The sequence below is a fragment of the Streptomyces sp. NPDC000075 genome (assembly GCF_040301925.1).
In the GTDB taxonomy this organism is placed as follows: domain Bacteria; phylum Actinomycetota; class Actinomycetes; order Streptomycetales; family Streptomycetaceae; genus Streptomyces; species Streptomyces polychromogenes.
Genome location: NZ_JBEPFL010000012.1, coordinates 38680 through 60248, shown reverse-complemented (window position 1 = coordinate 60248; position 21569 = coordinate 38680). Strand labels below are relative to the sequence as shown.

The following is a 21569-nucleotide window of genomic DNA, read 5'->3' as shown; positions in this document are numbered from 1 at the left end:
TCCCGGTACGAACCGGAACCCCCCGAGGAGCAGAGCTGTGAGCGGCAAGGGCGCACCCGTACTGAGCGTGAAGAACTGCGGCGACCTCCGGGTGGCCGTGATCGCGGCCCAGTGGCACGAGAAGGTCATGGACGGCCTGGTGGACGGCGCCCTGCGGGCCCTGCACGAGCTGGGCATCGACGAGCCCACCCTGCTGCGCGTCCCCGGCAGCTTCGAGCTCCCGGTCGTGGCCAAGGTGCTCGCCGGCCGCGGCTACGACGCGATCGTCGCCCTCGGCGTGGTCATCCGCGGCGGCACCCCGCACTTCGACTACGTGTGCCAGGGCGTCACCCAGGGCCTGGTGCAGGTGTCGATCGACACCGGGGTCCCCGTCGGCTTCGGCGTCCTGACCTGCGACAACGACGAGCAGGCGCTGGACCGCGCCGGCCTGGAGGGGTCGAACGAGGACAAGGGGCACGAAGCGGTCACCGCCGCCGTCTCCACCGCCATGACCCTGCGCACGGTCAGCGAGCCCTGGCGGTAGTCCACGGAGTGAACCCCGGCACCGGGGGGCCCGGGTGAACCCGTACCCTAAGGGCATCATGGCGAACAAGACCTTCGAAGAGCTCTTCAGCGAGCTCCAGCTCAAGGCCGCCGACGGCGACCCCAGCACCTCCCGCACCGCCGAGCTCGTCGGCAAGGGCGTCCATGCCATCGGCAAGAAGATCGTCGAGGAGGCCGCCGAGGTCTGGATGGCCGCCGAGTACGAGGGCAAGGAAGCCGCCGCCGAGGAGATCTCCCAGCTGCTCTACCACGTCCAGGTGATGATGGTGGCGCGCGGGATCTCCCTCGACGACGTCTACTCCCACCTCTAGGCCGGAGCTCTTCACCGCGGGCCCCCGCCCACACCCCCTTACGCACCTACGCACGAAGGAAGCCCCATGCTGCGCATCGCCGTCCCCAACAAGGGTTCGCTCTCCGGACCGGCGTCGGAGATGCTCCATGAGGCCGGCTACCGCCAGCGCAAGGAGTCCAAGGAACTCGTCACGGTCGACCCCGACAACGAGGTCGAGTTCTTCTACCTCCGCCCGAAGGACATCGCGATCTACGTCGCGTCGGGCAAGCTCGACATCGGCATCACCGGCCGCGACCTGCTGCTGGACTCCGGGGCCAACGCCGAGGAGATCCTGCCGCTGAACTTCGGCCGCTCCACCTTCCGCTACGCCACCAAGCCCGGCACGGCGAAGGGCCCCGAGGACTTCAGCGGTATGACGATCGCCACCTCCTACGAGGGCATCGTCGCCAAGCACCTCGCCGACCTGGGCATCGACGCCTCCGTCGTCCACCTGGACGGCGCCGTCGAGACCGCCATCGAGCTCGGCGTGGCCCAGGTCATCGCCGACGTCGTCGAGACCGGCACCAGCCTGCGCAACGCCGGTCTGGAGGTCATCGGCGAGCCGATCCTCAAGTCCGAGGCGACCGTCATCCGCCGCACCGGCGCCGACGGCGACGACCCGAAGGCCGCGCAGTTCCTGCGCCGCCTGCAGGGCGTCCTGGTGGCCCGCAGCTACGTGATGATGGACTACGACTGCCGCGCCGAGCACCTGGAGCGCGCGGTCGCCCTCACCCCGGGCCTGGAGTCGCCGACGATCTCCCCGCTCCACAACGAGGGCTGGGTCGCGGTCCGCGCCATGGTCCCCGCCAAGGACGCGCAGCGGATCATGGACGACCTGTACGAGCTCGGCGCGCGCGCGATCCTCACCACCTCGATCCACGCCTGCCGCCTCTGACCGGCCGGCCCGTCCCAGAAGGCATCACCGCACCATGAGCGAGTCCGCCGCCCAGCCCGCACCGCCCGCACTGCCGGTCACCTTCCGGCCGAACCGCACCCGGGCGGTGCTGCTGGGCGTCGGATCCGTCATGTTCGCCACCATCACGGCGATCGCCCTGCTGCTGGAGAACCTCAGCCCCGGCGAGCGGGTCAGCTTCGTCGTCACCGCCGTCCTGCTGTCCTCCGTCCTCGTCCTGCTCAGCCGCCCCAAGGTGGTCGCGGACGAGGCCGGGGTGACCGTGGTCAACCTCACCACCACCCGCCGCCTGGAGTGGGCGCAGATCCTGCGCGTCAACCTCCGCCCCGGCGACCCGTGGGTGTTCCTCGACCTGAACGACGGCACCAGCCTGCCCGCCCTGGGCATCCAGCCGGGCATCGCCAAGGCCCGTGCCATCGGCGACGCCCGCGCCCTGCGCGCCCTCGCCGAGACCCGCGGCACCGGCGGCGCCGGCCGCTGAGCCCGCCGCACCCGTCCGCTGCGTCCCATTGCGGCGGCGATCTCAATGACTACCCTGGTGGGGCGGCGCACCACAGCGCCCACCCACCCGCCCCGGGACCCCGTGGCCCGTGGGCACCTGCGACCAGAGGAGTGACTCCCTCCAGCAATGGACGGATCGTCCGGTAGTACCCGCGCCGCCCTCCCCGTGGAGGCGGCGGCATGACCATCCCGCTACTCCTGCTCGTGGCGGCATTCGCCCTGATCCTCGCCAACGGTTTCTTCGTGGCGGCCGAGTTCGGCCTCGTCACGGTGGAGAAGCCCGAGGCCGAACGGGCCGCAGCCGACGGTGACCGCCGTGCCCGCACGGTGGTCGAAGCCCTGCGGGAGCTGTCCTTCCAGCTCTCGGGCACCCAGCTCGGCATCACCATCACCTCCCTCGTGGTCGGCATGCTCGCCGAACCGGCCCTGGCCGCGCTGCTGTCGAAGCCGCTCGCCGCGACGGGCCTGCCCGCGGGGGCCGTCCCCGGCGCCGCCGTCCTCATCGGCATGCTGCTCGCCTCCGCCGTCCAGATGGTCGTCGGCGAGCTCGTCCCGAAGAACTGGGCGGTCTCCAAGCCGCTCCAGGTGGCGAGGTTCGTGGCCGGCCCGCAGCAGGCCTTCTCCCGGGCCCTGCGGCCCGTCATCGCCGGTCTCAACTCCGTAGCGAACCGCCTCGTGCGGGCGCTCGGCGTCGAGCCCGCCGAGGAGATGGCCTCCGCCCGCACCCCCGGCGAACTGGTCTCCCTGGTCCGCCATTCGGCCCAGGCCGGCGCCCTCGAACAGGACACCGCCGACCTCTTCGTACGGACCCTGTCGCTGGGCGAGCTCACCGCCCAGCACGTCATGACCCCCCGGGTGAAGGTCAGCGCCCTCCAGGACTCGGCCACCGCGGCCGACGTGCTGAACCTGACCCGCGCCACGGGCCTGTCCCGCTTCCCGGTCTACCGCGAGCGCATCGACGAGATCACCGGGGTCGTCCACCTCAAGGACGCCCTCGCCGTGCGCGAGTCCGAACGCGCCCGCACGACCGTCGGCCGGATCTGCGTCGCCCCGCTGCTGGTGCCCGGCTCCCTGCCGGTGCAGCCGCTGCTGGAGCGGCTGCGCAGTGAACAGCCGATGGCCGTCGTGGTCGACGAGTACGGCGGCACCGCCGGCGTGGTCACCCTGGAGGACATCGTGGAGGAACTCGTCGGCGAGGTCCGCGACGAGCACGACCTCGCCGAGGACGACAGCCCCGAGCTGGCCGCCGTCGCCGCCGAGGACGGCCGGCCCTCCTGGGAGGCCGACGGCAGCTGCCGCGTGCACACCCTGCGCCGCATAGGCCTGGAGGTGCCCGAGGGCCCGTACGAGACCGTCGCCGGCCTCGTCGCCGACCTCCTGGGCCGGATCCCCGCCCCCGGGGACCGGGCCGAGCTGCCCGGCTGGAAGCTGTCGGTCCGCCAGGTCCGCCGCAACCGCGCCGAGCGGGTCCGGCTGGTCCGTCTGACGGCCGCCGCGCAGACCGCCGCCGAGACCGTCCCGCAGCCCGCCCGCACCGCCGGGCGGCAGCGCACCGAGCAGCAGCTGGAAGGCGCCGCCCGATGAACGCCCTCCAACTGCTCTTCGCCCTGCTCCTGGTCCTGGCCAACGGTTTCTTCGTCGGCGCCGAGTTCGCGCTCGTCTCCGTCCGCCGCAGCCAGATCGAGCCCCTGGCGGCCGGCTCCAAGCGGGCCCGCCAGGTGCTGTACGGCCTGGAGAACCTGCCGCGCATGATGGCCGCCGCCCAGTTCGGCATCACCCTGTGCTCCCTCACCCTCGGCGCGGTCGCCGAACCCACCGTGGCCCGGCTGCTGGAGCCCGTCTTCGAGGCCGTTCACGTCCCCGAGGGGCTGATCCACCCGCTGGGCTACGCCTTCGCGCTGGCCGCGGTGGTCTTCCTGCACCTGGTGATCGGCGAGATGGTCCCCAAGAACCTCGCCATGGCCGCCCCCGAGAAGACCGCCCTGTGGTTCAGCCCCGGCCTGGTGGCCTTCGCCCGCCTCTGCGGGCCGGTCACCACCGCCCTGGGCGCCTGCGCCGCGCTGGTCCTGCGGCTCTTCAAGGTGGAGCCGAAGGACGAGGTGGAGGCCGTCTACACCAGCGCCCAGCTCGGCCGGCTCGTCGAGGACTCCCGGCAGGCCGGGCTCCTCGAACCGGTGGAGCAGGAGCGCCTGGAGGACGCCCTGGAGCTGGGCAGCCGCCCGGTCACCGACGTGCTGCTGGCCCCGGGCCGGCTCGTCACCGTCGGCCCGGCCGTCACCCCGCGCCAGATCGAACAGCTGACCGTGCGCACCGGCTACTCGCGCTTCCCGGTCCGCTCCGACAGCGGCGCCTTCATGGGCTACCTCCACGTCAAGGACGTCCTGGACCTGGAGAACCGGGAACGGGCCGTACCGCAGCGGGTGTGGCGCCGGATGACCACCCTGTGCTCGACGCTTCCGCTCGACGACGCCCTCAGCGTCATGCGGCGGGACGCCACCCACCTGGCCCAGGTCGCCGACCCGGCGGGCCGCGTGCTGGGCCTGGTGGCCCTGGAGGACGTCCTGGAGATGCTCGTCGGCGAGGTCCGAGACCCCGCCCACCGCGTCCCGGCCCGCCGCCGCGAGCGCCCCGCCCTGACCGCCTGACGCCGCAACGCCTCGTACGCCGCGCGGGGCTGGATTTCGCACAGCGAAATTCCAGCCCGCGCGGCGTTTGAGCGCAGCGGCCCCCGGCACCGCGAGGCCACCCGGCACAATGGTTCCGTGGACCCGGACACGGAAGCGGTACTCGACGCCATCGGCCCCCGCCTCCGCACGCTCCGCCGCACCCGAGGCCTCACCCTGGAGGCCCTCGCCGCCACCACCGGCATCTCGGTGAGCACCCTCTCCCGCCTCGAATCCGGCAAGCGCCGCCCCACCCTGGAGCTGCTCCTCCCGCTCGCCAGGGCCCACCGCGTCGCCCTCGACGACCTGGTCGGCGCCCCGCCCACCGGCGACCCACGGGTCCATCTGGAGCCCCTCCGCCGGCACGGGCGCGTCATCGTGCCGCTGACCCGCTACCCGGGCCGGATCCAGGTGTTCAAGCAGGTCCTGACCCCGCGCGAGCCGAAACTCGTCACCCACGAGGGCTACGAGTGGTTCTACGTCCTCGCCGGCGAGGTGCGGCTGCTCCTCGGGGACGAGGAGATCGTCCTGCGCCCGGGCGAGGTGGCCGAGTTCGACACCGCGCGCCCGCACTGGTTCGGCCCGGCCGACGGCGTCGCGGCGGAGGTCCTGCACCTGTTCGGCCCCCGCGGCGACCAGGCCGTCGTCCGCGCCGGTCCCCGGACCCCCTGACGTCCCGTCCCGGCTACAGCGGCGGCTGCTCCGGCCGTTCCTGGGGGCCCCGGCCGGACAGGACCTCCCCGTACGCCTGCATCAGGTCCGCCAGCCGCAGCGTCGCCAGGTCCTCCCGCGAGGGGTCCCCGGCGAAGCCCGCGAGCCTCAGGTCCCGGTAGGCGCAGCTCTTCTCGTACAGGGTGCGCAGGAAGCGGCCGTTGCCGAGCTCGTCGATCCAGCCCTGCTCCACCACGTGCCCGCTGATGCTGCGCAGTTCCTCCAGGGCCTCCTCGTCCCAGCCGTCCCCGTTGGCGTCGGCCAGCACCTCGCCGATCGCGGTCAGTTCCCCCGGCCGGTAGCTCGGGAAGTCCACCCGCGTCGTGAACCGGGACGACAGCCCCGGGTTGGCGGCGAGCAGCCGGTCCATCCCCGCCGGATAGCCCGCCAGGATCACCACCAGGTGGTCCCGGTTGTCCTCGGCGCGCTTGAGCAGCACCTGGAGGGCCTCGTCCCCGTACGCGTCGCCCTTGCTGTAGCCGGAGTTGGACAGGCTGTACGCCTCGTCGACGAACAGCACCCCGCCGATCGCCGAGTCGATCAGCTCGTTCGCCTTGACCGCGGTCTGCCCCAGGAACTCGCCCACCAGATCGGCCCGTTGCGCCTCCACCAGGTGGTCGCCGCCCAGCAGCCCCAGCGCGTAGAACACCCGCCCCAGGATCCGGGCCACGGTGGTCTTGCCGGTCCCCGAGGGGCCCGAGAAGACGAAGTGCCGCTTCGGCGGCTGCACGGGGAGCCCCTGCGCCGCCCGCAGCCGGGCCATGTGCAGCTGCGCCGAGAGGGCCTTCACCTGCCGCTTCACCGGCTCCAGGCCGACCATCCGCTCCAGTTCCGCGAGCGCTTCCGCCAGCGCCTGTGGATCGGCCGGCCCGGCCGGCAGCCCGACGGGGGCGCCCTGCGCGGGGACGGTCACCTTGTGCCGTACGCCCTCCAGCCGGCCCGTCCCGGCCGGGGGCCCGAAGCGCGGGTCCGGGGGCTCCCCGGGCGTCGGGGGATCGGCCTCCACCTGCCCGTCCGGGGCCACGTCCTGCACGGGCCCGCCGCCGCCCAGCGACGCGACCGCCGTGTAGTCGCCGCCGGCCGGGGAGAGCCCGTGCCCGGCGAAGCCCTCGGAGAGGTGGCCGCCGTATCCGGCGTACCCGGCGGCGTCCGCCATCCCGTCGAAATCGTCACTGTCCTCGATGGCCGTCAGCCGGGCCGCCGTGTCCATGAACGCCGGGTCCACCCGGTGCACGGCCCGGTACAGCGGCAGCGCCGCCGCACTGCGCCCGGTGCCCTCGCGGGCCCGCGCCAGCCAGTACCGCAGCTCCTTGCGCTGGGGCTGCTCGCTGCGGCAGCGCATCAGCGCCGCCGACAGCATCGGCTCCGCCTGCCCGTACATCTCCAGCCGGACCCGGGCCATCCCGCCGAAGAGCCCGGCCTCGATGCCCAGCAGCGGATCGTGGACCAGCGGCTCGGTGTGCCGTACGAGCTGTTCCCAGTCCTTGACCAGGTAGGCCCGGCAGGCGTGCAGGAACCGCACCTGCGGATCGGTGTCCACCGGCGGCAGCGCTGCCAGGGCCTGGTCCAGTTCGGGGACGTGGCGGCCGTCCAGCCAGTGCGAGGCGTGGGCCAGCAGCAGGTCGCGCCGGCTCTCCAGCACGGGCTGGACCCACCAGCCCAGCCAGTACCAGGAGTTCAGGGTCCGCCGGTGCCGGGTGCGCTGCTCGCCGAAGCGGTCCCGGTGGGCGTACATGCGCAGTAAGGCGTTGGTGGTGTCCGCGCGCAGCGCGTGCAGTCCCAGCCAGGCGTCGGCCATCGTGGGATCCAGGCTGACGGCCGTGCGGAACTCCTCCTCGGCCTGCGGGTAGGCGCCCATGGTGCAGGCGTCGACCCCGCGCAGCCAGGCGAGTTCGGCCGGGGTGTGTGTGCCGCCCGGCATGCCGAAGTCCATCACGTCCCCCACAAGCCTGCCCGTGGCACGCGGCAACCCCCGCGCCGAGCGCGCGAGTTGTCCACCCGGCCGATGAAATCAGGGCTGCATCGTACCTGCGGTGACGCACCTTACCCAGGGTGCGGTGCACACGGGTCGAGGGTGTGCCCCGCATGTCTACGGTAACTCAGGGTGAGGGGTGGTGGGCGGAGCGACGCACGCCGGGCCCGGCCGGTACCGGCTCAGGGCAGAACGAAGCCCCCGATCACGGGGGAACAACCGGGGGCTTCGCGTCCGCGGCGGCCTTCGCAGACCGCGCATTCAGAACGTAAGGCCGCATCCGGGCCCGGGTCAAGCGGGTCGGGGCAGCGCTCCGGGCTCAGTCGAGCGGAACTGCTCAGGCCTGGGGGAGTCCGTCACCGTCGGTGAGCGCGGAGGGCGCTCCCGGGGTCGCAGAAACCCCGGAAGTCCACTCGTATCCCGTACCGCTCTGGTGCACCAAGGTGTCCGCGAAGGGGCGCGAAGGGTCGTCCGAGAAGTGCGCGAGCTCGGCGCGCTCCCATCCGTCCCAGAAACCGGAGAGTTCGCGCCCGTCCCGGTCGCGACCCCGCCCCCAGGAGGTCTCGCGGGGGGTCTCCATCCACAGCAGCCGCGCCAGATGCGGGCGCAGCGCCCGCCGCCCGGCCCCGACCCCCTCGACGAGCAGCACGGGCGCCGGCTCCAGCACCCGCTCGGGGCCGAAACGGCGGAGCTCCCAGTCGTACGGGGCCCAGCGCGCGGGCCGACCGGCGGCGAGCGGCTCCACCACCTGGGCGCGCAGCCGCCCCCACCAGTCGAAGAGCTGCGCGTGGGTGGCCACGTCGTCCAGGTGCAGCACCGGCGCCCCGCCGAGGGCCTCGGCGAGCCGGCCGGCGAAGGTGCTCTTGCCGCTGCCGGCGTGCCCGTCGACCCCGATGACGCGGACGGGGCCGAGGGAGGGCGGCGCGGCGGCGAGCTCCCGCGCGAGCGGTTCGAGTGACGTGTGTCCTTCCACCCCGCCCAGCCTAGGCCCTGGCCGGGCGGTGATCCGAGGCCCGGCCTCCCGGGGGCACCTCCCAGCGGTGGCCGGGGGAGGAGCGCTGGAAGGGCGGGGCGGGGAGACGGCCCCCCGACACGAGGCGCAGGCTTCGCCACCCCGCCCCGGGGAACTGGAAAGGTGGATCAGTCCGATCCGCCACACCGACCCCTGGGGGGCCACGCCGATGACCGCACCCACACCCCGCCGCACCCTCCTGGCCCTCGCCGTGGCCGCCGCCACGGCGGCCACCCTGCCCACGGCCGGCCGGGCCGCCGCGGCCACCGGAGCCCCGGCCGGCACCGCCGGCACCGCCGCGGCGACCGGCACCGTCGACAACCGCTTCTGGTACACCCACGCCCACTGGCGCGCCGGCACCCACCGCGGCACCACCGCCGTCGACGGCGCCCGGCCCGGCCTGGAGATCGCGGCGCCCGCCGGCCGCACCGACTACACCGACCCGCACACCGGCCGGAAGTCCACCTGGGAGTACGCCGCCTGGACCTCCCCCGTGCACCGCTCCTCCGTCCCCGCCACCGAGGCCATCGCCTCCTGGAACGCCCGGACCCCGGCCGGCACCTGGATCCAGACCGAGCTGCGCGTCACCTACCCCGACGGCACGACGGGCCCCTGGTACGTGATGGGCCGCTGGGCGGCCGGGGACGGCGACATCCGCCGCACCTCCGTCGACGGCCAGGGCGACGGCCGCACCACCGTCTGGACGGACACCCTCGCCGTGCGCACCCCGGCCGCCGCGGCCGGGGTGCGGATCACGCACTGGCAGCTGCGCCTGACCCTCTACCGCCGGCCCGGCACCAACGGCGGGCCCACGGTCTGGCTGGCCGGGGCGATGGCGTCCGCCGTCCCGGACCGGTTCACCGTGCCGGCCTCCACCCCCTCGGGCAGGGCCCACGAGCTGAAGGTCCCGCGCTACTCCCAGGAGGTGCACACCGGCCAGTACCCGGAGTACGACAACGGCGGCGAGGCCTGGTGCAGCCCCACCTCCTCCCAGATGATCATCGAGTACTGGGGCCGCAAGCCCTCCGCCGCCGCCCTGGCCTGGGTCGATCCGGCGTACGCCGACCCGCAGGTCTGCCACGCCGCCCGCTCCACCTACGACGCCGCCTACAAGGGCTGCGGGAACTGGCCCTTCAACGCCGCCTACGCCGCGACCTACCGCGACATGGCGGGCGTCGTCACCCGCCTCGGCTCCCTCACCGACCTGGAGACGCTGGTGGCCGCCGGGATCCCGGCCATCACCTCCCAGTCCTTCCTGCGCGAGGAGCTGACCGGCGCCGGCTACGGCACCGCAGGCCACCTGATGACCGTGATCGGCTTCACCGCCGCCGGGGACGTGGTGGCCAACGACCCGAACTCGGCGGACAACACCGCCGTCCGCCGCGTCTACAAGCGGCGCGAGTGGGAGAACGTCTGGCTGCGGACCAAGCGCCGCAACGCCGAGGGCAAGACCGTCTCCGGCAGCGGCGGCGTCTGCTACCTCTACGCCCCGGCCCGGCCCACGGCGGCCCAGATCGCCGCGCTCCGGCAGGTCGGGGTGCTGTGACGGGAAGGCCACCGCCGACGGCGCCGGAACACCGCCGAACATCCGCTGCTCCGGATGGCTTAACCGGCCGATTCTGGGCATAAAGGGCATATAAGGCTTCTCATAGGAGGCAGCCCACCATGACCACCCATTCGAGCATCGAACACCACCCGGACCTCGCTGAAATGCGGACTCGGTTCGAGCGGGTCACGGCCACTCCCGCCGCGCAGGCCGTGGAGGCGCTGGCCCTGATCACGGGCCTCTACCTGGCGGCATCGGCGTGGATCGCCGGGTTCAGTGCGCTGAGCCCGCTGGCCATCAACAACCTCATCGCCGGCGCGGCCTTCTGCCTGTGCATGGGCGGCCTGGGATCGGCGTACGAGCGTACGCACGCGATGGCCTGGACCGCGGTCGCGATCGGCGCCTGGACCATCGTGGCCCCCTGGGTCATGGCCGGTGCGATGGACACCACCCGCAGTGTCGTCAGCAACGTCATCACCGGCGCGGTCGCCCTGTGCCTCGGCCTGGCCATGGTGGCCATCGGCGGACGCCCGCGCACGACCACCTGACCCGGACACGAGCCCCGTACGCCACCGGGCCCCGGCCGGTCCTCCGCAGCGCGGAGGCCGCCGGGGCCCGGTGGCGTACGGCCCGTGCCGCCGCCCTGTGACCCTTGCCATATACCGTGAATGCCGCGAACGCTGGCACATTGGACGGCATGACCGCACACACCGCCGCCCTCTCCGCCCGCGCCCGGCGCCTCGTCGGCACCGGCGGCCCCAAGGACTCCGCCTGGCTGGAGCACGTACTCGGCTGGACGCTGGTGGTCGTCGTGGCCATGTTCGTCACCCAGGTCGGCTGGCTGTAGCCCCTTCCGCCGGGCTCAGGAGGCCTCCAGCCGCAGCCCGTCGGTGACGATCACGTCCGAGGTGACCAGCGCCTGCTCGGCGCTGACCCGGGTCATGAACACGAACGGCGGGATGACCGGGGGAGCCGGCAGCCCGTCCGGGCTGAACGTCACGCACAGCAGCCCTTCGACGCACCCGCTGAACCGCGTCAGGTAGAGGGTCACGTCCCCGCGCAGCTCCAGGGAGCGGGCGGCCAGCCCGTACTCCTCCCGCCCGTCGCGGGTGCGCAGCCGGTAGTCCCGCAGCGAGGCCGCCGCCATCTTCAGGACGAGGACCCGGCGCGGCCCGTCCGCGGTCGCCACCTCCGTGACGCCGGCCAGGGCGAACCCCTGCGGCGCGAAGAGCGAGGTGGTCACCGTGGGCGGAGTGCGCGCGGCCGGCGGCGGCCCGTGCCCGGCGGCCGGCTCCGCCCGCGCCGGCGGAGCCCCGGAGGCCAGCGCGGCCAGCAGCGCCACCGGCAGCGCGGCGGCCAGCACCCGCGGCGGACCCGGCGCCCCGGGGACCGGCGCGTCCCGGCTCCGGCGGTAGGGGCCCTCCTCCTCCCCGTCCCGGGGCAGCGGGGTCCACCCGAAGGCCAGGGCGCCGCCCGCGATGCCCAGCAGGGCGCCGACGAAGAAGCCGCCCAGGTTGGTCGCGACGACGGACACCACCGACAGCAGCAGGGCGTGCGCCGACACGTAGGCCCGGGCCTGCGGCAGGTACCAGAGGAACAGCCCCGCGAGGATCAGCGCGGCCCCGATCCCGATGGCCGCGATCCCGCCCAGGCCCAGGCTGACCAGCACCGTCAGCGGGGAGAGCGGGACCAGCAGCAGCTCGCTCCCGCTCAGCACCAGCAGCAGCCCGCCCCAGAACGGCCGCCCCCTGCGCCAGACCCGCAGCCGCGCCCGCAGGCCGCCTACGTGAAGCACGGCGCCCCGCCGAGGCTGACGCCGAGGCGCAGCCCCTTGAGCCGGAAATCGCCGCCCGTGGCCGACCAGGCGTGCGACCGCACCCCCGCGACCTCGATGTTCCCCGCCTGGAGCCCGAACTTGCCCGGCTCGCCCCGTACCCCGTCCACCTGGTCGAGGGTGGAGGCGTCCCGGCCGATCTGCGCCGTGCCGAAGGTGGCGTCCCCGACGAGGTCCTCGCCGTCGATGACCAGGTTGCGGGCGGTCACCTCCCCGGCCGGGCCGCCCGCGGTCAGCTTGAACACCACCGTGCCCAGCGGGGTGTCCACCTTCGCCGACTGGCAGATGTCGCTCAGGGTGGCCTCGCCGATCCCCAGCAGCGCCACCGGGTGCCCCGTGCCGTCGGCGGAGCGGTCGGTGTGCACGTACGAGGCGAGCCCCTTGCTGCTGAGCTTCGACGAGGAGACCTGGAAGCTCGTCCCCGATACGGCGAAGGACGCGGCGAGAGCGCCCTGCGCCATGACCACGGCCAGCACCCCGACGGCCGCGACCGCCGGCAGCGCCACGGCCGCCGATTTCCTCCAGTTGACCCGGCCTTCGGCGGGCTTCGTGCCGTCCTTGCCCATGCGGTCCCTCCCGTACACTGCGGGAATTCCTGTGGCGGACAGTTCGAGGCTTCGAGGCTAGGGCCGGATTTGAATAATAGTCAACAGCGCGGCACGACCGGCCGATCGCAGGTCCGCAGGGCCGAACTCATCGCGATCGGGCGGAAGTTGTTCGCCGAGACCTCATACGACGCGCTCTCCATGGACGACATCGCCCAGCACGCGGGCGTCGCCAAGGGGCTCGTCTACTACTACTTCAAGAGCAAGCGCGGCTACTACCTGGCCATCGTCGAGGACTCGGTCGCCCAGCTCGTCGCCCGAGCCACCGGCGAGCCCGAACTGCCGGGCGCCGAAAGGCTGCGCCGCACCGTCGACGGCTACCTCCACTACGCCGAGCACCACCGCGCCGCCTACCGCACCATCGTCACCGGCGGGGTCGGCTCCGACGCCGAGGTCCTCGCGATACGCGACGCCGTCCGCGAGGAGCTGCTCGCCGCCATCGCCGAGGGCGCGTACGGACGCCGCGCCGTCCCGCCGCTGGCCCGGCTCGCCCTCGTCGGCTGGCTCTCCGGGGTGGAGGGCGCCACCCTCGACTGGACCGGCTCACCCGGAGCGGACGCCGGGGACGGGGGCCGGCCCGACCGGTCCGCGCTCGCCGGGCTCCTCGTCCGGCAGCTGCGCGCGACCTTCACCGTGATCGAGGAGCTCGTCCCCGAATGTCCCGCTCCTCCGGCCGGCCCCGAGGAGGCTTCGAGGACCCCGGATGATCATGGCAATCCTGTACCGGTGACGTAAAGCGCCTGATCGGGCATACTCAAGCCGCCGCAGCCGCTGTTCGAGCCCTTCCGCGACCCGGGAGGGCAGCATCGGCTGTGCCAGCACCGAGATCCGGTGGCGCGTACCACACCTCACGCGTCGCCGCCGTGCCCGACGAGGGAGGAGAGCGCCGCCATGACCGACCGCGCCCCGCAGCCGGTGGACCGTCAGCTGCCCACCGAGGAGTCCCGGGACCTCCTCGCGCTCGTACGCGAGATCGCCCAGAGGGAGATCCGCCCCAACGCCGCCGACGAGGAGGACGCCGGACGCTTCCCCCGCGAGGTCTTCACGCTGCTCTCCGAGTCCGGGCTGCTGGGCCTCCCGTACGCGGGGGAGTTCGGCGGCGGCGACCAGCCGTACGAGGTCTACCTCCAGGTCCTGGAGGAGCTCGCGGCCGCCCGTCTGACCGTGGGCCTGGGCGTCAGCGTGCACTCGCTGGCCTGCCACGGCCTGGCCGGATACGGCACCAAGGAGCAGCGCGCCGCCCACCTGCCCGACATGCTCGGCGGCGGGCTGCTGGGCGCCTACTGCCTCTCCGAGCCGGCCTCCGGTTCGGACGCCGCCTCGCTGACCACCAAGGCCGTGCGCGACGGCGACGACTGGGTGATCACCGGGACCAAGGCCTGGATCACCCACGGCGGGGTCGCCGACTTCTACACCGTCCTCGCCCGCACCGGCGCCCCCGGCGCCAAGGGCATCACGGCCTTCCTCGTGCCCGGTGACGCCGAGGGCCTGACCGCCGCCGTGCCCGAGAAGAAGATGGGCATGAAGGGCTCGCCCACCGCCCAGCTGCACTTCGACGGCGTGCGCGTCCCCGACGCCCGGCGGATCGGCGAGGAGGGGCAGGGCTTCACCATCGCCCTGGCCGCGCTCGACGCGGGCCGCCTCGGCATCGCCGCCTGCGCCATCGGCGTCGCCCAGGCCGCCCTGGACGAGGCCGTCTCCTACGCGCTCGGCCGCAAGCAGTTCGGGCACCCGATCGCCGACTTCCAGGGGCTGCGCTTCATGCTGGCCGACATGGCCACCAAGATCGAGGCGGGCCGGGCGCTCTACCTCGCGGCCGCGCGGCTGCGCGACGCGGGCAAGCCGTTCTCCCGGCAGGCGGCGATGGCCAAGCTGTTCTGCACGGACGCGGCGATGGCCGTCACCACCGACGCGGTCCAGATCCTCGGCGGCTACGGCTACACCGCGGACTTCCCGGTGGAGCGCCTGATGCGCGAGGCGAAGGTGCTCCAGATCGTGGAGGGCACCAACCAGATCCAGCGCATGGTCATCGCCCGCCACCTGGCCGGCCCCGAGACCCGCTGACGACGACGGAAGGGGCCGCACCGGCGGGGAGCCGGGGCGGCCCCTTCGGCGTTCCCTCAGCCGAAGAGCGGACCGGACGGCCAGATCGGGGTCGCGGCGATGCGGGACCAGTCCGGGTCGTGCCGGCCCGGCAGGGTCCTGCCGTCGGCGGCCCAGCGGGCGACCAGGGCCGTGTAGATCGGCGGGTCCGGCAGCCCCCGGTGCCCCTGCGCCCCCGACCGGGGCTGCTCGGGCGCGGGGCGCCGCACGCCCGGCGCGCCGACCTGCGGGCCCGTCTGCTGAACCGCCTGCGGAGCCGCCTGTGGACCCGCCTGCTGAACCGATTCTTCGTAGCCCGGCGGGGTGGGACGCCGCCTGCGTCCCGCTCTCGGCGAGGGCGTTTCGAGGGTGGTCATGCAGGGCCAACGCGGGACCCGACACACGGGTAACCGCCACCCCCGCGCGCCCATCCGTTCGAGCCGTCCCACGTGCGCGACGGTGGCCAGGAGTGCCGTGCTGTCAGGGTGTGCCACGCCTCTGGCCGCGGGCGCGATATCTGACGTACCGTCATATCCGCTCGGCCGGCGCCGCGCCGGCACCCGCGCCCAGGAGGTTCGCCCATGCCCGCCGACCGTCCCGTGCCCCTCGACGAGTACCCCGTCCACCAGGCCCCGCTCTCGATGAAGCACCTGGTCACGGGCGACCGCAACGCCTACGACCGCTGCATCTTCCACGTCTTCGACCACGCCGGCCGCGCCGTCCTCATCCTCGGCCTCGGCGTCTACCCCAACGCCGGGGTCATCGACGCGTACGCCACCCTGCGCCTGGGCGACGAACTCCTCGCCGTCCGCGCCTCCGACGCCCTGACCGACGACCGCATGAACCTCTCCGTCGGGCCCCTGTCGATCACCGTGGACGTCCCGCTCCAGCGGCTCACCCTGCGCTGCGAACCCGACCCCGGTGACCCGCGCGGACTCTCGTACGACGTCACCTGGACCGCCGGGTTCCCCGCCGTCTGGGAGCCCCACCACATCCAGCGGCGCGGCGACCGCCTCATGCTGGAGGGCCGCCGCTTCGTCCAGGCCGGCGGCGTCACCGGCACGATCCGGGCCCGCGGCGAGGAGTTCACCCTGAACCCGGGGGAGTGGACCGGCACCCGCGACCGCAGCTGGGGGGTGCGCCCGATACCCGGCGAGGACGGCGGCCGCGCCGCCGAGGAGATGCGCCCCGAGGGCTTCCACTGGCTCTGGATCCCCGTCCGCTTCGAGGACCGCTTCGTCATGGTCATCGCCCAGGAGGACGCCGACGGCCACCGCACCCTGAACGAGGCCGTCCAGGTCTTCCCCGAGGCCGCCGGCCGTCACGACGTCCAGCTCGGCTGGCCCCACACCGAGATCCGCTACCGCCCCGGCAGCCGCCACCCCGAACGGGCCGTCGTCCACCTCACCGACCCCTCCCGCAAACCCCTCGAACTCGGCGTGGAGATCCTGAACTCCTCCCCGCTCGCCGTGGGCGCCGGCTACCCGCCCGCCGCCGACTGGCAGCACGGCAGCTGGCAGGGCCGCGGCTGGACCGACCGCCGCGCCTACGACCTCTCCGACCCCGGCGCCCACCCCATGGCCGCCTTCGGGGTCACCGACCACTCGGCCCGCTTCACCCTCGACGGCCGCACCGGCTTCGGCATCTTCGAACACGGCAGCTTCGGCCGCCACGACCCCAGCGGCTTCGCCGACTACACCTCGGTAGCCCCCTGACCAGCCCCGATCCGGAGAGGAGCACCACATGACGGCACCGCGCCCCCGCACCTCCACCCGCGAACCCGAGGAACTCGGCCGCCGCCTCACGGCCTGGCTCGACCGCCGGCTGCCCGGCGCCAAGGTCACCAACACCTCCGTGCCCGGCTCCAACGGCATGTCCAGCGAGACCCTGCTCTTCGACGTCGACCACCCCGACGCCCCCGTCCGCGCCTGCGCCCTGCGCCTGGCCGCCGACCCGGCCGCCTACACCGTCTTCCCCTCCTACGACATGCCCCGCCAGCACCGCGTGATGGCCCTGGTCGCCGAGCACACCGACCTACCCGTGCCGCGCGTGCTCTGGCTGGAGGAGGACCCCGCCCCGCTGGGCTCGCCGTTCTTCGTGATGGCCCGCGCCGAGGGCCGCGTACCGCCCGACGTCATGCCTTACACCTACGAGGGCAACTGGCTGCACTCCGCGACCGACGCCGAACGCGCCGAGCTCCAGGAGCAGAGCATCTCCCTGCTCGCGCGCCTGCACGACCAGGTACCGGCCGAGGAGGCCGCGTTCCTGCTCCCGCCCGGCGAGGGGAGCCCGCTGCGCCGCCACGTCGACGCCCAGCGCGCCTACTACGCGTGGGTGGTGGACGGCCTGGCCCGCTCGCCCCTCCTGGAACGCGCCTTCGACCGGCTGGAGGAACTCTGGCCCGCCGACGAGGGGGATCCCGTCCTCAACTGGGGCGACGCCCGCATCGGCAACGTGGTCTACGACGGCTTCCGGCCGGCGGCGGTCCTCGACTGGGAGATGGCCGGCTGCGCCCCGCGCGAGGTCGACCTCGGCTGGACCGTCTACCTCCACCGCTTCTTCCAGGACCTGACCGTGAGCTTCGGCCAGCCCGGCCTGCCGGACTTCCTGCGCCGCGAGGACCTGGAACGCCGGTACGCCGAGCTCACCGGGCACACCCCGCGGGACATGGAGTTCCACACCCTCTACGCCGCCCTGCGGCACGGCATCGTGATGCTGCGCATCGCCTACCGGCAGGCGTACTTCGGGGAGGTCGAGGTGCCCGCCGACCCCGACGGGCTGATCCTGCACCACGGCAGCCTCGCCGCCATGGTGCAGGGAACCTACTGGTAGCGCGGGTCAGGCGGCCTGCGCGTGCTGGCGCTTCTCCGGCAGCGGGGCCGTCGCCGGCCGCACCGGACGCGAGCCCGGACCGCCGACGTGCGAGAAGGGCTGCGTCCGCCAGTCGAGGCCCTGCGGCAGCGTGAGGTGTACGACGTCCAGCTCCGGCTGCTCCGACTGGAGCAGCCCCACCGTCGCCAGCGCGTCGGAAACCGGCCGGCCCGTACCCGCGCACACCGTGAGCCCGAACGGGTTCCACGGGGTCAGGCACAGGGCGTGCTCCGGGAGGTGCTCCTCGTCCGCCACGAGGGCGATCGACTGCCCGCAGTCGGGGCAGATCGCGTGGTGGATCTCGAACCCCTCGGCGTCGGCGGAATCGAGGTAGTCGTCGTCGTCCGCGTACTCGGCGGCGAGCGGTTCCAGGGGCTCCGGTTCGGTGCGACCGGCGCGCTTGGTGTTCAGCATGGATGTACTCCCCCTTGGGTGGGCCGGGCGGGCACTTTCTTCGGCCACGGCCACAGCAAGCACTTCCCGTCGAGCGGCACGAGTAACCACGAGAGCGGGATGTACGCCCGTACACGTCTGTGGCTTTGGTCACATGCCCGCCGCAGGTGCCACTTCTGCGTGGACACCGCTGGGCCTGGAGCGGTCCTGGGCCTTAGGTTGAGCGGCTATGAGCGCAATGGAGGAGCTGGACCGCCAGATCGTGGATCTGCTCGTGCGGGACGGGCGGATGAGCTACACGGATCTGGGCAAGGCCACCGGACTGTCCACATCGGCCGTCCACCAGCGAGTACGCCGCCTGGAACAGCGCGGAGTGATCCGCGGCTACGCGGCCGTGGTCGACCCCGAGGCCGTCGGGCTCCCCCTCACGGCCTTCATCTCGGTCAAGCCGTTCGACCCGAGCGCGCCGGACGACATCGCGGAGCGGCTGGCGGGCGTACCCGAGATCGAGGCCTGCCACAGCGTCGCGGGCGACGAGAACTACATCCTGAAGGTCCGCGTGGCCACCCCGCTGGAACTGGAGGACCTCCTGGGCCGCCTCAGAGCCCTGGCCCACGTCTCCACCCGCACCACAGTGGTCCTCAGCACCCCCTACGAAGCCCGTCCACCGCGGGTCTAGCCTCCCGGGGCCATTTACAGCCTCGCCGGCGTTTGAGGCGCGGGGGTCCGGGGGCGGAGCCCCCGGGAAACGGTGAAAGGGCGGGGCGGGGGAAAATCCCGCCCCCCGCAGGGGCGAAACTGGTCCCCATGACAGACCGCACCGCCCCCTCCGCCGAAGCCGCCGGAGCACCCCGCACGCTCCTCCTCCGCGGAGGCGAGGTGCACAGCCCCGCCGACCCCTTCGCGACGGCGATGGTCGTCGAGCGCGGCCACATCGCCTGGGTCGGCTCCGAAGGCGCCGCCGACGCCTTCGCGCAGGGCGTGGACGAGGTCGTCGACCTCGGCGGGGCACTCGTCACCCCCGCCTTCACCGACGCCCACGTCCACGCCACCTCCACCGGCCTGGCCCTCACCGGCCTCGACCTCACCACCACCCGTTCCCTCACCGAGGCCCTGGGCCTCGTCCGGGCGTACGCCGCGCGCCGCCCCGCCGACCGGGTGCTCCTCGGCCACGGCTGGGACGCCGCCCGCTGGCCCGAGCGCCGGGCCCCGCGCCGCTCCGAGCTCGACGAGGCCACCGGGGGCCGCCCGCTCTACCTCAGCCGCATCGACGTCCACTCCGCGGTCGTCACCACCGCCCTCCTCGACCTCGTCCCCCGGGTACACCCGCACGGTGACGGCGAACCGCTCACCAAGGACGACCACCACGCCGTCCGCCGCGCCGCGCTCGCCGCCCTCGCCCCGGCCCAGCGCGCCGAGGCCCAGCGGGCCGCCCTCGACCGGGCCGCCTCCCTCGGCATCGGCTCCGTACACGAGTGCGGCGGCCCCGACATCTCCTCCGCCGAGGACTTCGCGGGCCTGCTGGCCCTGGCCGCCGAACGCCCCGGGCCCCGGGTCCACGGCTACTGGGCCGACCGCGACCTCGACCTGGCCCGCGAGCTCGGCGCGGTCGGCGCCGCCGGCGACCTCTTCGTGGACGGAGCCCTCGGTTCGCACACGGCCTGCCTGCACGCCCCGTACGCGGACGCCGCGCACACCGGCACCGGCTACCTGGACGCCGCCGAGATCGCCGGGCACGTGGCCGCCTGTACCGAGGCGGGCCTCCAGGCCGGGTTCCACGCCATCGGCGACGCCGCCGTCACCGCCGTCGTCGAGGGGGTCCGCGCGGCCGCCGAGAAGGTGGGCCTGGACCGGATCAGGGCCGCCCGCCACCGCGTCGAGCACGCGGAGATGATGACCCCCGCCACCATCGCCGCCTTCGCGGAGCTCGGCCTCACCGCCTCGGTGCAGCCCGCCTTCGACGCCGCCTGGGGCGGCGAGGACGGCATGTACGCCGACCGGCTCGGCGCCGAGCGCGCCCGCACCCTCAACCCGTACGCGGCCATGCTCAAGGCCGGCGTCCCGCTGGCCTTCGGCTCCGACGCGCCGGTGACCCCGCTCGACCCCTGGGGCACGGTCCGCGCCGCCGCCTTCCACCGCACCCCCGAGCACCGGATCTCCGTACGGGCCGCCTTCGCCGCCCACACCCGGGGCGGCTGGCGGGCGCTGGGCCGCGACGACGCGGGCATCCTGGTGCCCGGCGCGCCCGCCGACTACGCGGTCTGGGAGACCGGCGCGCTGGTGGTCCAGGCCCCCGACGACCGGGTGGCCCGCTGGTCCACCGACCCCCGCTCCGGCACCCCCGGCCTGCCCGACCTGAGCCCGGGCGGGGAACTGCCCGTGTGCCTGAAGACGGTCGTGGGCGGCCGGGAGGTATTCGTACGGCCACAGGGGTGATCCACCGGGCATCGGCTCGGTACCGGCGGCCCCGCCCGGATAGGTTCGCCCGGGTCCACCGGCAGGACGCCCGACCGGAGGGAGCCGACCGTTCAGCGCACCCGAGCCTCGGGGGCGACGGAAGGTTTCACCGGGGCGGCGGGTGGCCCCGGATCGGGCCCGGCGGTCCAGTAGACAACGGTCAGGGCGGCCCGCAGCCAGCGGGCCCCGGTCCGGCCCGAAGGGCCGCCGGGCCCCGATCGCTGTTCTAAAATCATCCTGCTGTGACGGGCCGGACGAGGGTGCCCCGCAGTGGTCCGACTCCACGAAAGACACGCAAGGGGAACCGGTGAGCAACGGCGGACAGCGGACCTTCGGGCCGCTCGGCACCACGCTGGTGATCATTCCGACCTACAACGAGGCGGAGAACATCGGCCGGATCGTGGGCCGGGTCCGTGCGGCGGTCCCCGAGGCGCACGTGCTCGTCGCGGACGACAACAGCCCCGACGGCACCGGCAAGCTCGCCGACGAGCTGGCGGCCGGGGACGACCACGTCCACGTCCTGCACCGCAAGGGCAAGGAGGGGCTCGGCGCCGCCTACCTGGCGGGCTTCGCCTGGGGCCTGGAGCACGGCTACGGGGTCCTCGTGGAGATGGACGCCGACGGCTCCCACCAGCCGGAGGAGCTGCCGCGCCTGCTCACCGCGCTGGCCGGCGCGGACCTCGTCCTCGGCTCCCGCTGGGTGCCGGGCGGCCGGGTCGTGAACTGGCCCAAGAGCCGGGAGTTCCTCTCCCGTGGCGGATCCACCTACTCCCGCCTGATGCTGGACGTCCCCATCCGGGACGTCACCGGCGGCTACCGCGCCTTCCGCCGCGAGACGCTGGAGGGGCTCGGCCTGGACGAGGTCGCCTCGGCCGGCTACTGCTTCCAGGTCGACCTGGCCCGCCGGGCGGTCCGCAGGGGCTTCCGCGTGGTCGAGGTGCCCATCACCTTCGTGGAGCGCGAGCTCGGCGACAGCAAGATGAGCAGGGACATCGTGGTCGAGGCCCTGTGGCGGGTCACCCGCTGGGGCCTCGGCGAGCGCCTGGCCAAGCTCACCGGGGGCAGCCCCCGCCGGTAGCCGGGGGAGCGCCCTCCCACCGTCCCCTAGGGGCTGTCCGGTACCTCCGGCTGAGGT

At 73.9% G+C, this 21569-nt stretch carries 23 protein-coding genes; 17 read left to right on the top strand and 6 right to left on the bottom strand.

Going from position 1 to position 21569, the window contains the following annotated elements; all coding sequences use genetic code 11:
- The first annotated feature begins 37 nt into the window (after positions 1-37).
- The 7 genes from ribH to ABT403_RS16385 all read left to right on the top strand — a co-directional run bounded on the left by ribH (position 38) and on the right by ABT403_RS16385 (position 5623).
- A complete protein-coding gene (gene ribH / locus ABT403_RS16415) occupies positions 38-523 on the top strand; it encodes a 6,7-dimethyl-8-ribityllumazine synthase (protein WP_042817356.1) in 486 nt (161 codons plus the stop codon).
- A 58-nt stretch (positions 524-581) separates the two neighbouring features.
- Complete coding sequence (locus ABT403_RS16410; protein WP_344159636.1) at positions 582-854, top strand: phosphoribosyl-ATP diphosphatase; 273 nt, start codon at positions 582-584, stop codon at positions 852-854.
- Between the two features lie 66 nt (positions 855-920).
- Entirely contained in the window at positions 921-1769 is an 849-nt protein-coding gene (gene hisG / locus ABT403_RS16405) for an ATP phosphoribosyltransferase (RefSeq protein WP_344159639.1), read from the top strand.
- Positions 1770-1803: 34 nt separating this feature from the next.
- The gene (locus tag ABT403_RS16400; RefSeq protein ID WP_045951229.1) at positions 1804-2268 is read left to right on the top strand and encodes a PH domain-containing protein; all 465 of its coding nucleotides are present in this window, start codon (positions 1804-1806) and stop codon (positions 2266-2268) included.
- Between the two features lie 200 nt (positions 2269-2468).
- Positions 2469-3872, top strand: a complete 1404-nt coding sequence (locus tag ABT403_RS16395; protein ID WP_344159646.1) for a hemolysin family protein — start codon at positions 2469-2471, stop codon at positions 3870-3872.
- On the top strand, positions 3869-4933 hold the full coding sequence (locus tag ABT403_RS16390; protein WP_344159649.1) for a hemolysin family protein: 1065 nt from the start codon (positions 3869-3871) through the stop codon (positions 4931-4933). The genes ABT403_RS16395 and ABT403_RS16390 overlap by 4 nt, the downstream gene beginning before the upstream one ends.
- Positions 4934-5050: 117 nt before the next feature.
- Positions 5051-5623 carry a helix-turn-helix domain-containing protein gene (locus tag ABT403_RS16385; protein WP_344159651.1) on the top strand — a complete coding sequence of 191 codons (573 nt, stop codon included), beginning with the start codon at positions 5051-5053 and terminating at the stop codon, positions 5621-5623.
- Between the two features lie 13 nt (positions 5624-5636).
- On the opposite strand, the gene ABT403_RS16380 is transcribed toward ABT403_RS16385, so the two are convergent.
- Positions 5637-7595: an AAA family ATPase gene (locus ABT403_RS16380; protein WP_425580199.1), complete on the bottom strand. Its 1959-nt coding sequence runs from the start codon at positions 7593-7595 to the stop codon at positions 5637-5639.
- Positions 7596-7971: 376 nt separating this feature from the next.
- Positions 7972-8607: a uridine kinase family protein gene (locus ABT403_RS16375; protein ID WP_344159657.1), complete on the bottom strand. Its 636-nt coding sequence runs from the start codon at positions 8605-8607 to the stop codon at positions 7972-7974.
- A 208-nt stretch (positions 8608-8815) separates the two neighbouring features.
- Here ABT403_RS16375 and ABT403_RS16370 point away from each other — a divergent pair, with 208 nt between their 5' ends.
- The 3 genes from ABT403_RS16370 (at position 8816) to ABT403_RS16360 (ending at position 11039) form a co-directional block, all read left to right on the top strand.
- Positions 8816-10192 carry a C39 family peptidase gene (locus tag ABT403_RS16370; protein WP_344159660.1) on the top strand — a complete coding sequence of 459 codons (1377 nt, stop codon included), beginning with the start codon at positions 8816-8818 and terminating at the stop codon, positions 10190-10192.
- A 119-nt stretch (positions 10193-10311) separates the two neighbouring features.
- Positions 10312-10740: an SPW repeat protein gene (locus ABT403_RS16365; RefSeq protein WP_344159663.1), complete on the top strand. Its 429-nt coding sequence runs from the start codon at positions 10312-10314 to the stop codon at positions 10738-10740.
- A gap of 149 nt (positions 10741-10889) precedes the next feature.
- On the top strand, positions 10890-11039 hold the full coding sequence (locus ABT403_RS16360; RefSeq protein WP_344159666.1) for an SCO1431 family membrane protein: 150 nt from the start codon (positions 10890-10892) through the stop codon (positions 11037-11039).
- 15 nt (positions 11040-11054) lie between these two features.
- Here ABT403_RS16360 and ABT403_RS16355 read toward each other — a convergent pair whose 3' ends face one another.
- Complete coding sequence (locus ABT403_RS16355) at positions 11055-11987, bottom strand: DUF6114 domain-containing protein (RefSeq protein ID WP_344159669.1); 933 nt, start codon at positions 11985-11987, stop codon at positions 11055-11057.
- The gene (locus tag ABT403_RS16350; RefSeq protein ID WP_344159672.1) at positions 11975-12592 is read right to left on the bottom strand and encodes a DUF6230 family protein; all 618 of its coding nucleotides are present in this window, start codon (positions 12590-12592) and stop codon (positions 11975-11977) included. The genes ABT403_RS16355 and ABT403_RS16350 overlap by 13 nt, the downstream gene beginning before the upstream one ends.
- Positions 12593-12661: 69 nt before the next feature.
- Between ABT403_RS16350 and ABT403_RS16345 the strand changes: the two genes are divergently transcribed.
- Together ABT403_RS16345 and ABT403_RS16340 are read left to right on the top strand one after the other, a co-directional pair.
- Positions 12662-13366 carry a TetR/AcrR family transcriptional regulator gene (locus tag ABT403_RS16345; protein WP_344159675.1) on the top strand — a complete coding sequence of 235 codons (705 nt, stop codon included), beginning with the start codon at positions 12662-12664 and terminating at the stop codon, positions 13364-13366.
- A 156-nt stretch (positions 13367-13522) separates the two neighbouring features.
- Positions 13523-14695: an acyl-CoA dehydrogenase family protein gene (locus ABT403_RS16340; protein ID WP_344159678.1), complete on the top strand. Its 1173-nt coding sequence runs from the start codon at positions 13523-13525 to the stop codon at positions 14693-14695.
- Between the two features lie 56 nt (positions 14696-14751).
- Here the strand turns inward: ABT403_RS16340 and ABT403_RS16335 are convergent, their stop codons facing one another.
- Positions 14752-14943, bottom strand: a complete 192-nt coding sequence (locus ABT403_RS16335; RefSeq protein ID WP_344159681.1) for a hypothetical protein — start codon at positions 14941-14943, stop codon at positions 14752-14754.
- A 351-nt stretch (positions 14944-15294) separates the two neighbouring features.
- Here ABT403_RS16335 and ABT403_RS16330 point away from each other — a divergent pair, with 351 nt between their 5' ends.
- Both ABT403_RS16330 and ABT403_RS16325 read left to right on the top strand, forming a co-directional pair.
- A complete protein-coding gene (locus ABT403_RS16330) occupies positions 15295-16428 on the top strand; it encodes an Rv3169 family protein (RefSeq protein WP_344159684.1) in 1134 nt (377 codons plus the stop codon).
- Between the two features lie 28 nt (positions 16429-16456).
- Entirely contained in the window at positions 16457-17545 is a 1089-nt protein-coding gene (locus ABT403_RS16325; RefSeq protein ID WP_344159687.1) for a phosphotransferase family protein, read from the top strand.
- 6 nt (positions 17546-17551) lie between these two features.
- On the opposite strand, the gene ABT403_RS16320 is transcribed toward ABT403_RS16325, so the two are convergent.
- The gene (locus ABT403_RS16320; protein WP_344159689.1) at positions 17552-17998 is read right to left on the bottom strand and encodes a hypothetical protein; all 447 of its coding nucleotides are present in this window, start codon (positions 17996-17998) and stop codon (positions 17552-17554) included.
- Between the two features lie 217 nt (positions 17999-18215).
- On the opposite strand from ABT403_RS16320, the gene ABT403_RS16315 reads away from it, so the two are divergent.
- From ABT403_RS16315 to ABT403_RS16305, 3 genes are all read left to right on the top strand, one after another.
- The gene (locus ABT403_RS16315) at positions 18216-18656 is read left to right on the top strand and encodes an Lrp/AsnC family transcriptional regulator (protein ID WP_030240692.1); all 441 of its coding nucleotides are present in this window, start codon (positions 18216-18218) and stop codon (positions 18654-18656) included.
- 128 nt (positions 18657-18784) lie between these two features.
- Positions 18785-20413, top strand: coding sequence for an amidohydrolase (locus tag ABT403_RS16310; protein WP_344159692.1), 1629 nt, complete (start codon positions 18785-18787; stop codon positions 20411-20413).
- Positions 20414-20741: 328 nt separating this feature from the next.
- The gene (locus ABT403_RS16305) at positions 20742-21512 is read left to right on the top strand and encodes a polyprenol monophosphomannose synthase (RefSeq protein ID WP_344159695.1); all 771 of its coding nucleotides are present in this window, start codon (positions 20742-20744) and stop codon (positions 21510-21512) included.
- Positions 21513-21569 lie beyond the last annotated feature (57 nt).

Excerpts from the sequence above, each read along its gene's own strand:
- ABT403_RS16340 (WP_344159678.1), top strand. The coding sequence starts at position 13,523 with ATGACCGACCGCGCCCCGCAGCCGGTGGACCGTCAGCTGCCCACCGAG.
- ABT403_RS16325 (WP_344159687.1), top strand. The coding sequence starts at position 16,457 with ATGACGGCACCGCGCCCCCGCACCTCCACCCGCGAACCCGAGGAACTC.
- ABT403_RS16310 (WP_344159692.1), top strand. The coding sequence starts at position 18,785 with ATGACAGACCGCACCGCCCCCTCCGCCGAAGCCGCCGGAGCACCCCGC.
- ABT403_RS16400 (WP_045951229.1), top strand. The coding sequence starts at position 1,804 with ATGAGCGAGTCCGCCGCCCAGCCCGCACCGCCCGCACTGCCGGTCACC.
- ABT403_RS16315 (WP_030240692.1), top strand. The coding sequence starts at position 18,216 with ATGGAGGAGCTGGACCGCCAGATCGTGGATCTGCTCGTGCGGGACGGG.
- ABT403_RS16320 (WP_344159689.1), bottom strand. The coding sequence starts at position 17,998 with ATGCTGAACACCAAGCGCGCCGGTCGCACCGAACCGGAGCCCCTGGAA.
- ABT403_RS16410 (WP_344159636.1), top strand. The coding sequence starts at position 582 with ATGGCGAACAAGACCTTCGAAGAGCTCTTCAGCGAGCTCCAGCTCAAG.
- ABT403_RS16380 (WP_425580199.1), bottom strand. The coding sequence starts at position 7,595 with ATGGACTTCGGCATGCCGGGCGGCACACACACCCCGGCCGAACTCGCC.
- hisG (WP_344159639.1), top strand. The coding sequence starts at position 921 with ATGCTGCGCATCGCCGTCCCCAACAAGGGTTCGCTCTCCGGACCGGCG.
- ABT403_RS16360 (WP_344159666.1), top strand. The coding sequence starts at position 10,890 with ATGACCGCACACACCGCCGCCCTCTCCGCCCGCGCCCGGCGCCTCGTC.
- ABT403_RS16350 (WP_344159672.1), bottom strand. The coding sequence starts at position 12,592 with ATGGGCAAGGACGGCACGAAGCCCGCCGAAGGCCGGGTCAACTGGAGG.
- ABT403_RS16330 (WP_344159684.1), top strand. The coding sequence starts at position 15,295 with ATGCCCGCCGACCGTCCCGTGCCCCTCGACGAGTACCCCGTCCACCAG.
- ABT403_RS16370 (WP_344159660.1), top strand. The coding sequence starts at position 8,816 with ATGACCGCACCCACACCCCGCCGCACCCTCCTGGCCCTCGCCGTGGCC.
- ABT403_RS16395 (WP_344159646.1), top strand. The coding sequence starts at position 2,469 with ATGACCATCCCGCTACTCCTGCTCGTGGCGGCATTCGCCCTGATCCTC.
- ABT403_RS16365 (WP_344159663.1), top strand. The coding sequence starts at position 10,312 with ATGACCACCCATTCGAGCATCGAACACCACCCGGACCTCGCTGAAATG.
- ABT403_RS16390 (WP_344159649.1), top strand. The coding sequence starts at position 3,869 with ATGAACGCCCTCCAACTGCTCTTCGCCCTGCTCCTGGTCCTGGCCAAC.